At 61.1% G+C, this 12,767-nt stretch carries 9 protein-coding genes and 3 tRNA genes; 10 read left to right on the forward strand and 2 right to left on the reverse strand.

Annotation, left to right across the window (positions count from 1 at the left end; translation table 11 throughout):
• Window position 1 precedes the first annotated feature (1 nt).
• The 7 genes from IEI94_RS01815 (at window position 2) to IEI94_RS01845 (ending at window position 5,687) form a co-directional block, all read left to right on the forward strand.
• Window positions 2-469 carry a regulatory protein RecX gene (locus IEI94_RS01815; protein ID WP_191165017.1) on the forward strand — a complete coding sequence of 156 codons (468 nt, stop codon included), beginning with the start codon at window positions 2-4 and terminating at the stop codon, window positions 467-469.
• Window positions 470-705: 236 nt separating this feature from the next.
• Window positions 706-3,315 carry an alanine--tRNA ligase gene (gene alaS / locus IEI94_RS01820; protein ID WP_191165019.1) on the forward strand — a complete coding sequence of 870 codons (2,610 nt, stop codon included), beginning with the start codon at window positions 706-708 and terminating at the stop codon, window positions 3,313-3,315.
• Window positions 3,316-3,428: 113 nt separating this feature from the next.
• Window positions 3,429-4,679: an aspartate kinase gene (locus IEI94_RS01825; RefSeq protein WP_191165021.1), complete on the forward strand. Its 1,251-nt coding sequence runs from the start codon at window positions 3,429-3,431 to the stop codon at window positions 4,677-4,679.
• Window positions 4,680-4,894: 215 nt separating this feature from the next.
• Window positions 4,895-5,092 (forward strand): carbon storage regulator CsrA, encoded by a 198-nt coding sequence (gene csrA / locus IEI94_RS01830; protein WP_095621472.1) that lies wholly within the window; start codon window positions 4,895-4,897, stop codon window positions 5,090-5,092.
• A gap of 198 nt (window positions 5,093-5,290) precedes the next feature.
• A tRNA-Ser gene (locus IEI94_RS01835) sits at window positions 5,291-5,383 on the forward strand.
• Window positions 5,384-5,441: 58 nt separating this feature from the next.
• Window positions 5,442-5,518 (forward strand) — tRNA-Arg (locus tag IEI94_RS01840).
• Between the two features lie 92 nt (window positions 5,519-5,610).
• Window positions 5,611-5,687, forward strand: a tRNA-Arg gene (locus IEI94_RS01845).
• Between the two features lie 83 nt (window positions 5,688-5,770).
• Here the strand turns inward: IEI94_RS01845 and IEI94_RS01850 are convergent.
• Window positions 5,771-6,757 (reverse strand): tRNA dihydrouridine synthase, encoded by a 987-nt coding sequence (locus tag IEI94_RS01850; RefSeq protein ID WP_191165023.1) that lies wholly within the window; start codon window positions 6,755-6,757, stop codon window positions 5,771-5,773.
• A gap of 153 nt (window positions 6,758-6,910) precedes the next feature.
• On the opposite strand from IEI94_RS01850, the gene IEI94_RS01855 reads away from it, so the two are divergent.
• Genes IEI94_RS01855 through IEI94_RS01865 form a run of 3 tightly spaced genes read left to right on the forward strand, consistent with a single transcriptional unit; the run spans window position 6,911 to window position 10,378 of the window.
• Entirely contained in the window at window positions 6,911-7,165 is a 255-nt protein-coding gene (locus tag IEI94_RS01855) for an OadG family protein (RefSeq protein WP_191165025.1), read from the forward strand.
• A 51-nt stretch (window positions 7,166-7,216) separates the two neighbouring features.
• Complete coding sequence (gene oadA / locus IEI94_RS01860) at window positions 7,217-9,046, forward strand: sodium-extruding oxaloacetate decarboxylase subunit alpha (RefSeq protein ID WP_191165027.1); 1,830 nt, start codon at window positions 7,217-7,219, stop codon at window positions 9,044-9,046.
• A 9-nt stretch (window positions 9,047-9,055) separates the two neighbouring features.
• Window positions 9,056-10,378: a sodium ion-translocating decarboxylase subunit beta gene (locus IEI94_RS01865; RefSeq protein WP_191165029.1), complete on the forward strand. Its 1,323-nt coding sequence runs from the start codon at window positions 9,056-9,058 to the stop codon at window positions 10,376-10,378.
• Window positions 10,379-11,292: 914 nt separating this feature from the next.
• Here IEI94_RS01865 and IEI94_RS01870 read toward each other — a convergent pair.
• Entirely contained in the window at window positions 11,293-12,705 is a 1,413-nt protein-coding gene (locus IEI94_RS01870) for an amidase (protein WP_318153342.1), read from the reverse strand.
• Window positions 12,706-12,767: the final 62 nt, after the last annotated feature.

Raw genomic sequence — 12,767 nt, forward strand, 5'->3', positions numbered from 1 at the left:
CATGCTGCGCAAGCCGGATGATGCCCAGGACGCAACGCCCCGCGACGATGCCATTCGGCTGCTGGCGCGGCGCGACTATTCGCGCAGTGAGCTGGCATCCCGCCTCGCCGCCAAGGGCCACCCGACGCAGGAGGTCGAGGCTTGCCTCGATCTCCTCGCCGAACAGCGGCTGCAGTGCGATGCGCGCTTCGCCGAGAGCTTCGTGCGCTCGCGGATCGCCCGCGGCCAGGGGCCGCTGAAGATTCGTGCCGAGCTGGGTCAGCGCGGCATCGACCGCGATGGCATCCAGCTGGCCCTCGACGAAGGTGAGGCCGACTGGTTCGCGCTAGCCGCGGAGGCGCTGGCCAAGCGCTTCGCCGGCCCTGGCGACACCCCCCGCGAGCGCGCCCGTCGCGAGCGCTTTCTGGCCTCCCGGGGCTTCGACTTCGAACAGGTCCGCCACGCCATGCAGCACGCCTGGCCAACCTGAGCCGCACCAGCTGCCCCAGAACCGCCCATCTCACAGGGCGATCACCGCTGCCCCGAAGCGAGGGTGCCGTAGGCTTGTCGACGGATCCGTTTCGAGCGGTGTCCAGTGCCCCACTGTCGTCGCTTGACGACTGCGTTATACTAGTGCCCCTCTGAGCGACCCAGGTCGTGCCTCTACAACGGCGCGGTGCGCCGGCTCGCCCGCCAGGTCAACACGCTTATCGTCACGGACACCCTATGAAAAGCGCAGATATCAGACAGGCCTTTCTGACCTTCTTCGAAGAGCAGGGCCATACCATCGTGCCGACGAGCTCGCTGGTACCCGGCAACGATCCGACCCTGCTGTTCACTAACGCCGGCATGGTGCCGTTCAAGGACGTCTTCCTGGGCCGCGACCCGCGCCCCTATGTGCGTGCCACCTCGGCCCAGCGCTGCGTGCGTGCCGGCGGCAAGCACAACGACCTGGATAACGTCGGCTATACCGCGCGCCACCACACCTTCTTCGAGATGCTGGGCAACTTCAGCTTCGGCGACTACTTCAAGCGTGACGCCATTCGCTTCGCCTGGACCTTCCTGACCGAGCGAATGGGACTCCCGCCAGAAAAGCTGTGGGTTACCGTGCACGTCAGCGACGACGAGGCGGAAAAGATCTGGAAGGAGGAGATCGGCGTTGATCCGGCGCGCTTCTCCAAACTCGACGAGGACAACTTCTGGCAGATGGGCGATACCGGCCCTTGCGGTCCGAGCTCGGAGATCTTCTTCGACCACGGTCCCGAGGTGTGGGGTGGCCCGCCGGGGAGTCCCGAGGAGGACGGCGACCGCTATATCGAGATCTGGAACCTGGTGTTCATGCAGTTCGATCGCGACGCTGCGGGAACTCTCAACCCGCTGCCCAAGCCCTCCATCGATACCGGTATGGGTCTGGAACGGGTCGCGGCCGTGCTCCAGGGCGTGCACTCCAACTACGAGATCGACCTGTTCCAGAACCTGCTGGCCGCGGCCGCCGAGGCCACCGGCCATGGTGACACCAGCACGCCGTCGCTGCGGGTGATCGCCGACCATATTCGCTCCTGCGCCTTCCTGATTGCCGATGGCGTGCTGCCCTCCAACGAAGGGCGCGGCTACGTGCTGCGCCGGATCATTCGCCGCGCCATCCGCCACGGTCACAAGCTGGGCGCCAGCGAGCCGTTCTTCCACAAGCTGGTGGTGGCGCTGGACGCCGAGATGGGCGACGCCTATCCGGAGCTGCGCCAGGCCAGCGAGCAGATCGCCCGCATACTGCTCAAGGAGGAGGAGCAGTTTGCCCGCACCCTGGACCACGGCATGGGCCTGCTCGAAGCCGCACTGGCCGATCTGCAGGGCGATGAGCTGCCCGGCGCCACGGTATTCAAGCTCTACGACACCTACGGCTTCCCCTTCGACCTGACCGCCGATGTGTGTCGCGAGCGTGGCGTGACCCTCGACGAGGCCGGCTTCGAGCGCGAGCTCGAGGCCCAGCGCCAGCGTGCCCGCGCCGCTAGTCAGTTCGGCGCCGACTACGCCGCGGCCATCGAGCTCGACGGCGAGACCGCCTTCACCGGCTATGAGCGCCTCGAGGACGATGCCCGTGTCACCGCGCTGGTCGACGCCGAGGGCAATGCGCTGGCCGCGCTGGAAGCGGGCAGCAAGGGCGTAGTGGTGCTGGATCGCACGCCCTTCTACGGCGAGTCCGGCGGTCAGGTTGGCGACACCGGCTATCTGCATGTCGACGGCGGCCGCTTCCAGGTCACCGACACCCAGAAACAGGGCGGCCACCACCTGCATCACGGCGTGATGGTCGAGGGTGAGCTGCGCGTGGGTGCCGAGGTGCGGCCGCAGGTAGACGCTGCCCTGCGCGGTGCCACGGTGCGCAACCACTCCGCCACCCACCTGCTGCACAAGGCGCTGCGCATGGTGCTCGGCGACCACGTCCAGCAGAAGGGCTCGCTGGTCAGTGCCGAGCGGCTGCGCTTCGACTTCAGCCACTTCGAAGCGATGACCCCCGCTCAACTGGCCGAGGTCGAAGCCATCGTCAACGCCCAGATCCTGACCAACGCCGAGACTCGCATCGAGCAGATGAGTCTCGACCAGGCCAAGGCCAAGGGCGCGGCGGCGCTGTTCGAGGCCAAGTACGCCGATAACGTTCGCGTCTTGAGCATTGGCGCCGATGACTTCTCCATCGAGCTGTGCGGCGGCACTCACGTGGCGCGCAGCGGCGATATCGGCTGCTTCCATATCGTCAGCGAGACGGGCATTGCCTCCGGCGTGCGGCGCATCGAGGCACTCACCGGCGAGCACGCGCTGGCCTATTTCCAGGCTCAGGAGGCGCGGGTCGCGCGCCTCGGCGAGACCCTCAAGAGCAAGCCGGAGCAGGTCGAGGAGCGGGTCGCCTCACTGGTCGAGCGCAATCGCAGTCTGGAGAAGGAGCTCGAGCGCCTCAAGGCCAAGCTGGCCAGTGCCGCCGGCAGCGATATGCTCGCCGAGACCGTTGAAATAAGCGGCGTCAAGGTGCTCGTCAAGCAGCTCGAGGGCGTCTCCGGCAAGGAGCTGCGCGGCGTCCTCGACCAGCTCAAGAACAAGCTCGGCTCGGGCGTGGTGATGTTGGGCGTGGCCGACGAGGGCGCCGGCAAGGTCAGCCTGATTGCCGGCGTCACCGACGACCTGACGTCACGGGTCAAGGCGGGTGAGCTGGTCAATCACGTGGCCGGCCAGGTCGGCGGCAAGGGCGGCGGGCGGCCCGACATGGCCCAGGCCGGCGGCAGCGATGTCGCTGCCCTGCCGGCGGCGCTGGCCGGCGTGCCGGACTGGCTGGCAGCAAAGCTCGCTTGATGACAGGAGGGCCGGCTCGATAGAGCGGCCCTCCTTGCGTTGATGGCGGTCGTGACGTGATCAGCAGTATATAAAGGGACACCACTTTCCACTGACAACCAGGACAATCGCATATGGCGTTATACGTACAGAAATTCGGTGGCACCTCGGTGGGCTCGGTGGAGCGCATCAAGGCCGTGGCGGAGAAGGTCAAGCGCTTCCGTGACGAAGGCCACCAGATCGTGGTGGTCGTGTCGGCGATGAGCGGCGAAACCAACCGCTTGATCGGCCTGGCCAGCGAAATCAATGACGAACCGACGCCACGTGAGATGGATATGCTGGTGTCTACCGGTGAGCAGGTGACCATCTCCCTGCTGGCCATGGCGTTGCACAAGCTGGGCGTGCCGGCCACCTCCTACACCGGTGCCCAGGTCGGTATCCGCACCGATAGCGCCCACACCAAGGCGCGCATCCAGGGTATCGAGACCGATGATATGCGCGAGGATCTCGATGCGGGCCAGGTAGTGGTCGTCGCCGGTTTCCAGGGTGCCGATGATGAGGGCAATATTACCACCCTGGGACGCGGCGGCTCGGATACCACAGGGGTCGCACTGGCCGCGGCGCTCAAGGCCGACGAGTGCCAGATCTATACCGACGTGGATGGCGTCTACACCACCGACCCGCGGGTCTGCTCCAAGGCCAAGCGCCTCGCGACCATCACCGTCGAGGAGATGCTGGAGCTGGCCAGTCTCGGCTCCAAGGTGCTGCAGATCCGCGCCGTGGAGTTCGCCGGAAAATACAACGTGCCGCTGCGTGTGCTGTCCAGTTTCGAGGATGGCCCCGGCACCCTGATCATCGCTGACACAGATGAAGAAGAGGACTCCATGGAAGAACCGCTGATCTCCGGTATCGCCTTCACCGCCAACGAGGCCAAGTTGACCCTGCTCAATACCCCCGATGTGCCGGGTGTGGCGTCGCGGATTCTCGGCCCGATCGCCGATGCCAACATCGAAGTCGACATGATCGTGCAGAATGTGGCGCCGGTGGGCGACTACACTGACTTTACCTTCACCGTGGCCAAGGGTGACTTCAAGCAGACCATGCGCATCATCAAGGAGATCGTGATTCCGGATCTCGGTGGCGGTGAGCTGCGCGGCGACGACAACATCGCCAAGGTGTCCCTGGTCGGGGTGGGCATGCGCTCCCACGCCGGGGTAGCGTCGAAGATGTTCCGTGTACTGGCCGATGAGAACATCAATATTCGCATGGTCTCGACCTCGGAGATCAAGATCTCGGTGGTCATCGACGAGAAACACATGGAGCTGGCGGTCAAGGCGCTGCACAAGGCGTTTGGACTGGACAAGAGCGACATCGAGAGCGAATAGGGAACCCAAAAAAGCGTGATGCGTCCTACGCTGTAGGAGAAAGGAAGCCGATGCATCCCGGTGCCGCTTTCATTCAACGCCAATTTAGCGTGTGATGGTGGGGCGTGAAAGTTGTACCGGGTTTGGCCTAGCGTGACGAATGGCGCATAATCTGTCAGCGCTTAGCGACAGGCGCAGTGCATCCCGTAGCCGTAAGTCTGAGAAGGAGATCAGTCATGCTCATCCTAACCCGCCGTGTCGGCGAGACCTTGATGATCGGTGATGACATCACCGTGACGGTACTCGGCGTCAAGGGTAACCAGGTCCGCATCGGGGTCAATGCGCCCAAGGATGTGGCTGTGCACCGTGAAGAGATTTATCAGCGTATCCAGCGCGAAAAATCGGACGGCAACGATGGTGAGTCTCAGGCCTGACGCACGACCTGGCTGTCAGGTTGTCAGGCGCACGCTCGGGCCGGCAGAGTTGTATACTTTGCCGGCTTTTGCGCGCTTCAGAACGCTGGCGACAATGCTCTGTCGCAGGGTGTGAGCAAGACTGTTCGAGGAAGAAAGTTGTTGGAGGCATTGGACAATGGCCTTCAGAAACGGTAACATACGCGCCGTGTTGATGAGGGAGAGGTGGCCGAGTGGCTGAAGGCGCTCCCCTGCTAAGGGAGTATGGGGTTTATAGCCCCATCGAGGGTTCGAATCCCTCCCTCTCCGCCACTACGCTGTGTCAGCGTAGCCACATCGACACACGCATGTGATGCATGCACTGGAAGTTGCGCCCGTAGCTCAGCTGGATAGAGTACCTGACTACGAATCAGGGGGTCGGAGGTTCGAATCCTCCCGGGCGCGCCAGCTTCCTCTCCACGATACGCTGCAGGCGCCATATTTCATGCTGCTCTGCATGTCTCGCGGCACAAGTTTCCAACTGTCGATATGACAGGTCCGCGCCCGTAGCTCAGCTGGATAGAGTACCTGACTACGAATCAGGGGGTCGGAGGTTCGAATCCTCCCGGGCGCGCCACATTCCAACCCGTCCTTGTCTTGCAAGGGCGGGTTTTGTGCTTCTGGTCTCCTGCCAGCCGGGCCGTTGGCTGCCGGGTTCTGTTACGCCTCCTCGCATCTCGTGAGCGCCGCCTCCCTCCCGTTGTCATGGGTAGCCGCTATGCCGGTCAGCAGGAGGTCGAGGTCGGTAACGCGCTTGAGCGTAGCAAAACGCTGAGCCGCCTCGGCATCGCGGGCACGCATCTGATTGAGCCACTGCTTGAGCAGCGACACCACCACGCGCGGGGGAAGTGTGCTACGCTGCAGTGCGGCATAATCGCGCAGGATGGCGGCACGGCTTGCCCAGTGCGTGGCGTCCAATCGCTCTCCGGTGCGCTGCCAGTGGCGAATCCGTGTCGCCAGCCAGGGGTCGGCCAGGGCGCCGCGGCCGAGCATCACGTCGTCACAGCCCGACAGCGTGCGCGCCTGCCAATAGTCCTCGAGGGACCAGATGTCACCGTTGGCCACCACCGGGATCGCCAGGTGGCGCCGAATACGGCCGATCCACTCCCAGTGGGCCGGCGGTCGATAGCCTTCATCGCGCGTGCGGGCGTGGACCACCAGCTGCGCTGCGCCGCCCTGTTCGGCGGCGCGGGCGCAGTCGAGAGCCAGGCGACGGTTGGCGAAGCCGAGGCGGATCTTGGCAGTGACCGGCACTCGTCCTGCGGCGGCACGGTAGACGGCACTCACCGCCCGCTCAAGTCGCCGTGGGTCGCGCAGCAGCGAGGCGCCGCCGTCGTGGCGATTGACCAGCTTGGCCGGGCAGCCGAAGTTGAGGTCGAGGCTGGGCGCGCCAAGGCTGATCGCCTGGCAGGCGTTGGCGGCCAGGGCGTCGGGGTCCGCGCCGAGCAGCTGCAGGTGCACCGCCACACCGCTGGGCGTGGCGACCGGTTCGCCGCTGGCGAAGTGGGCCAGCTCCGGACAGTGCTTGAGAAACACGCGCGGCGGCAGGCGCGCATCGACCACGCGTACGAACTCGGTCACCGTCCAGTCGATGCCGGGGCAGGCGGTGAGCAGCGTGCGGGTATGCGCATCGATCACGCCCTCCATGGGCGCTAGGCCGATGCGGCCCTCATGTAGTAAATTAACAACGTGCGGCTCAACCATGGTGTCATTGCAATATCGTGGAATTCAGGCAGGTTATTGTACCAGCCAAGATGCGCCGCCACGGGCTCAATGCGCCTAGAGCAAGGGGATATCGAGATGTTGGACACCGAACTGATGCAAGAGGGCCTCGCCCTGATGGCCTTCGGCATGGGCTTTGTGTTCGTCTTTCTGACCGTGCTGGTACTGTCGACCACCCTGATGTCGCTGCTGGTCCGCCGGCTGGCGCCGGCGCCCGCCGCCGACGCGCCAGCGCGGGCCGCCTCGCCGGCCGGCGACGGCAGCGACAATCAAGAACTGATGGTGGTGATCAGCGCCGCCCTGCACCGTTACCGTCAGCGCCATCGCCGCTGAGCGATACCGCTGGCCGCCAAGATACGATTTCAGCTACAAGGATAAGGTCACATGAGTGAGAGCCAACGCCCGCTGGGCATCACCGACGTGGTGCTGCGCGACGCTCACCAGTCGCTGTTCGCCACCCGCATGCGCCTCGATGACATGCTACCGATCGCTGCCAAGCTCGACGAGGTTGGCTTCTGGTCGGTGGAGTCCTGGGGTGGCGCCACCTTCGACGCTTGTATCCGCTATCTTGGTGAAGATCCCTGGGCACGCATCCGCGCACTCAAGGAGGCGATGCCCAATACCCGTCAGCAGATGCTGCTGCGCGCCCAGAACCTGCTCGGCTATCGCCACTACGCTGACGACGTGGTCGACAAGTTCGTCGAGCGCGCCCGCACCAACGGCGTCGACGTGTTCCGCGTCTTCGACGCCATGAACGACCCGCGCAACCTCGAGCGGGCGATCAAGGCGGTACGCGACGTCGATGGCCACGCCCAGGGCACCATCTCCTATACCGTCAGCCCGGTGCACACCATCGAAGGCTGGGTCGAGCTCTCCCAGCAGATCGAAGCGATGGGTGCCGACTCCCTGGCGATCAAGGACATGGCCGGCCTGCTGACGCCCTACACCGCCTTCGACCTGGTCTCGCGGTTGAAAAAGGTGCTCAAGATTCCGGTTCAGATGCACTGCCATGCCACCACCGGCATGTCCACGGCGACGGCGCTCAAGGCCGTCGAAGCGGGCATCGACAACGTCGATACCGCCATCTCCTCGATGTCGATGACCTACGGGCATAGCCCCACCGAGTCAGTGGTGGCGATCCTCGCCGGCACCGAGCGCGACACCGGTCTCGACCTTGAACTGCTCGAGGAGATCGCCGCCTACTTCCGCGAGGTGCGCAAGAAGTACGCCGCCTTCGAGGGCTCGCTCAGGGGCATCGATTCGCGGATTCTGGTTGCCCAGGTGCCCGGCGGCATGCTCACCAACATGGAAGGCCAGCTCAAGGAGCAGGGCGCCGGCGACAAGCTCGACGACGTGCTCTCCGAGATCCCCAAGGTGCGTGAGGACCTCGGCTTTATCCCGCTGGTCACGCCCACCTCGCAGATCGTCGGCACCCAGGCGGTGATGAACGTGATGATGGGCGAGCGCTACAAGTCGATCTCCAAGGAGGTCCAGGCGCTGCTCAAGGGCGAATATGGCGCTGCACCGGCACCCTACAACAAAGAGCTGCAGGAGCGTGTGCTCAAAGGCGAAGAGCCGATCACCTGCCGTCCGGCGGACCTGCTCAAGCCGGAGATGGAGCGCCTGCGCGATGAGCTCAAGGCCAAGGCCAAGGACGAGGGCATTCGCCTCGAACAGGGCGAGCGCGAGATCGATGACGTACTGACCTACGCGCTGTTCCCGCAGATCGGCCTCAAGTTCCTCAAGAACCGCGACAACCCGGATGCCTTCGAGCCCGTGCCCCAGGCCCCCGAAGCGGCGGCCCAGCTACCGGCGAAGGCGGCTGCAGCCAAGCCGCCGGCCGCCCAGCAAGAGGCCGCCGGTCCCGAGACCTACACCATCACCGTCAACGGCAAGCAGTACGTGGTCGAAGTCGCCGAAGGCGGCGAGATCGGCCAGGTGCAGGAGGGCGGTGCGGCAGCCAAACCCGCGGCGGCCCCCGCCGAGAGCGCCCCGGCCGCCAGCGGTGAACCCATCACTGCTCCGCTCGCCGGCAATATCTTCAAGGTCAACGTCAAGGCCGGTGACAGCGTCGCCGAAGGTGACGTGGTGATTATCCTCGAGGCCATGAAGATGGAGACCGAAGTGCGTGCCGCCAGTGCTGGCACGGTGTCCGAGGTCAAGGTCAAGGAAGGCGACAGCGTATCGGTAGGCGATACGTTGATCGTTCTCTAAGGGCGGCGCATGGATAATCTGTTGACGCTTTGGCACGGCTCGGGGCTGTACAATTTGCAGCCCGGCCAGATAGTGATGATTCTGATCGGCTTGGGCTTGCTGTACCTCGCCATCCATAAGAAGTTCGAGCCGCTGCTGCTGGTACCCATCGGCTTTGGCGGTATTCTCGCCAATATCCCCGAGGCGGGCCTGGCGCTGTCGGCACTGGACCAGGCCATCGAAGTGGCCAGTCCGGCGGTACTGCAGCAGATGGCCGCGGCCATGCAGCTGACCCTCGACCCGCTGGTCGGCCCCGAGGCGTGGCGCGAGGTGCTCTACGCCGAGGCTCGCGATGACATGGGGCCTGAGCAGCTGCGTGCCGCCGAGGACGTGGCTCGCGGCGTCGGGTACAGCAACGGCATGCTCTACACCTTCTATCAGGTGGCGATCGCCTCCGGCATCGCGCCGCTGGTGATCTTCATGGGGGTCGGGGCGATGACCGACTTCGGTCCGCTGCTGGCCAACCCGCGCACCCTGTTCCTGGGCGCCGCGGCGCAGTTCGGTATCTTCGCCACGGTGCTCGGTGCGGTGAGCCTGTCGGCGCTGGGCGTGATGGACTTCTCGCTCAACCAGGCCGCCGCCATCGGTATCATCGGCGGCGCCGACGGCCCGACCTCGATCTATGTGTCGAGCATCCTGGCGCCGGAGCTGCTGGGGGCGATTGCGGTGGCCGCCTACGCCTATATGGCGCTGGTGCCGCTGATCCAGCCGCCGATCATGCGTGCCCTGACCTCCAAGCGCGAGCGCCAGATCACCATGACCCAGCTGCGCCCGGTGTCGAAGCTCGAGAAGATCGTCTTCCCGCTGGTGCTGCTGATGCTGGTGGCGCTGTTCCTGCCCGATGCCGCGCCGCTGCTGGGGATGTTCTGCTTCGGCAACCTGATGCGCGAGTGCGGCGTGGTGGAGCGTCTCTCCGACACCGCGCAGAACGCGCTGATCAATATCGTCACCATCTTCCTGGGGCTGGCGGTGGGCTCACAGCTTGTCGCCAACCAGTTCCTGGCGGTCGAGACCCTGGGGATCATGGGGCTGGGCATCGTGGCCTTTGCCATCGGCACCGCCGCCGGCATCCTGATGGCCAAGCTGATGAACGCCATGAGCAAGATGCCGATCAACCCGCTGATCGGTGCCGCCGGCGTCTCGGCGGTGCCCATGGCGGCCCGCGTGGCCAACAAGGTGGGCCTGGAGTCGAATCCGCACAACTTCCTGCTGATGCACGCCATGGGCCCCAACGTGGCCGGGGTGATCGGCTCGGCGGTGGCTGCCGGGGTGATGATCAAGTACCTGGGGTGAAAAATACTACTATTGGAGGGGCCGGAGATTAGACGGCTATATGGAGGGTGGTGGTATTCTAGGCTGCTAAACGATAAGTGGCTATAGTGTTCCCCGTGGGTTGCAGAACGAGTGTCTGGCGCTTGGCTGTGACACCACGAGGAACGACCATGGTCACCAAAGAAAGGAAGCACTATGCAGGCATAGTTTCTTGGCACTGGCCAAACATTTGCAAAATATGAGCAAGGCCGGTAAGGCGATGGAATACTCCCGGAAGCATTTCTATGATGCCTGTTGCAACTATTAACTTTCGGATCGGAGGAGCTGATTGAGAAGCTACCAAGGCCGCGAGACCGCACCCAATACCGTTAGCGAAGAGATCAAGACTACCATTCTAGAGTACATACCCACCTACGGCTCTGTTTGCTTCGCTCAAGAACTGGTCGCATCGACACCTTCTTTTCGGTACGCTCAAAGTGGGCGGCAAGATTCACCTGCGATTTCTGATCGACTGGTTTAGCCGCTATGATTGGGGCCGCCTCTTCACTAGCAAGCTGCTTATCATAGCTGTCCATGTCCTCAACAATCATGTGCTGCCTTTCACAACGCCAAGCTCAGCATACTACTCAGTAACAACGACTGATTTTTTTGGCCGTAAGGACCAGTATCCGTATCAGCAGTTTCTTCAGATCCAGAGATCAAGCACCTTACGAACAAGGTGCGCCGACTACATTGCAATTTCTTCATGGAGTGACCTATGCCGTCTTACAGAAAGACCCCAAAAAGCGACGAAGAAGGAAGCTACGAAAAATAATGCTTAACTGTAGAGTTCTCACGGCAGCATGCTTCAGATGATTACTAACACTATACAATCTATGAATCTGTGGTCACTGCTCGCTTAGATAAGCTAAGCGAGCAGTTTTGAATTATCTATTTTAAATTTTTATTTCTGAGGGGATGTGCCCTAATAGCGCGCGGGAGGTTCCAATCTTATCTTCAACGGATTGTCCAATAGCTAGTAATTTAGCATCATTCCATGAACGGCCCATTAATTGGAGACCTACAGGCATGCCATTCGAGTCCTTACCAGCTGGCAATGTTATTGCGCATAATGACATGAAATTGCTGATTACCGTGTTGCGCAATGCTAAAACATTGGCTGCTTTGTAGTTTTCAGCACTTTTTAAGCTATCAAGACTTGGAGGGCTAATAGCAACCGTAGGCGTCAAGAATGCATCAACTTTGCATAGGGAGTTATCAGCCGATAATGATAGTTTTTTCAAGGAGTTTAGCCGTTGTATATACTCCCGCGCTGGAGTGTCGTCGGCCGCCTTTATACGGCTAGCGATATTTGAATCTAACCATGCGATTCGGTCAGGGAGTTCAGAGTTCAGGAATGAAGAAAGTTCGGATGTCGCTAAGCCTCCCAGCTTAAAAATAGAATATGCCTCATCAGCGCCGGGTAGATTAAGTTTGACGATTCGTGCTCCAGCACTTTCTAGAATTAATATTGCTTGTTCTATGGTTTCATATATTCCGGGTTCACAGCCATCCCAAAAAAACTGATCAGGAACCCCGAAGGTGATATCTGACAAACTCGGCTTGCAGGGAATTTTTCGCATTTTTTTTGCGAATTGTTGGTCAAGCGATTCAAAAGCAAAAGCTAAATCGTCGACATTTTTTGCTAACAACCCTGGCGTGTCAAGAGTAGTAGACAATGGAACTATTTTTTCTGTAGGCCATCGGCCAATTGTAGTCTTTATTCCTGCGACTCCAGTCATTGAAGCAGGGACTCTAATTGAACCTGCCGTATCAGTCCCTAAGGCAATTAAGGCAGTGCCATTTATTAATGAAACTCCTGCACCTGAGCTAGAGCCTCCTGTAATGCGGTGAGTTTTATTATCCCATGGGTTTCGTGGTGTCCCCCAGTGTTCATTAGGCCCCAGCCCTCCAAAAGCAAATTCGACTGCATGAGTTTTTCCTACAATACAGGATAATTGATTCTGTAGTGACTTAATAATAGGTCCGGCTTTTTCCCAAGGCTCCGGTAATGGTGCATAAGATCCAGCATATGTCGGAAAGCCGGGAACGCCATAAATGTCTTTCACAGAGATAGGAATTCCCATTAAAATTCCGGCATCCCCTCCACTTGCAAAGACCTTGTCGACTGATTCAGCAAGCAATAAAGTATCTTCACCCTTCCAGGTCTTATAAGCATTGTGGTATTTTTCGTATTTATTGTAGTTTTCTATTGCGTTTCGGATTAAGTCTGAGGATTTAATTTTACCCTTTCTAAGAGACTTGTGAATGTTTCTAACTGAAAGTTCTCCAAATGTCTTTTCTAACACGCTCTATTCCTCTTTTTAATGGTTTGTCTATTATGGCTGGGTGGTTTTCTAGCCTTCACGAA

The sequence above is a fragment of the Halomonas sp. ML-15 genome (assembly GCF_014779595.1).
GTDB lineage: Bacteria > Pseudomonadota > Gammaproteobacteria > Pseudomonadales > Halomonadaceae > Franzmannia.

What these genes read in the sequence shown, in the direction of transcription:
- IEI94_RS01815 (WP_191165017.1), top strand. Translation starts at nt 2, where the DNA reads ATGCTGCGCAAGCCGGATGATGCCCAGGACGCAACGCCCCGCGACGAT.
- alaS (WP_191165019.1), top strand. Translation starts at nt 706, where the DNA reads ATGAAAAGCGCAGATATCAGACAGGCCTTTCTGACCTTCTTCGAAGAG.
- IEI94_RS01825 (WP_191165021.1), top strand. Translation starts at nt 3,429, where the DNA reads ATGGCGTTATACGTACAGAAATTCGGTGGCACCTCGGTGGGCTCGGTG.
- csrA (WP_095621472.1), top strand. Translation starts at nt 4,895, where the DNA reads ATGCTCATCCTAACCCGCCGTGTCGGCGAGACCTTGATGATCGGTGAT.
- IEI94_RS01850 (WP_191165023.1), bottom strand. Translation starts at nt 6,757, where the DNA reads ATGGAGGGCGTGATCGATGCGCATACCCGCACGCTGCTCACCGCCTGC.
- IEI94_RS01855 (WP_191165025.1), top strand. Translation starts at nt 6,911, where the DNA reads ATGTTGGACACCGAACTGATGCAAGAGGGCCTCGCCCTGATGGCCTTC.
- oadA (WP_191165027.1), top strand. Translation starts at nt 7,217, where the DNA reads ATGAGTGAGAGCCAACGCCCGCTGGGCATCACCGACGTGGTGCTGCGC.
- IEI94_RS01865 (WP_191165029.1), top strand. Translation starts at nt 9,056, where the DNA reads ATGGATAATCTGTTGACGCTTTGGCACGGCTCGGGGCTGTACAATTTG.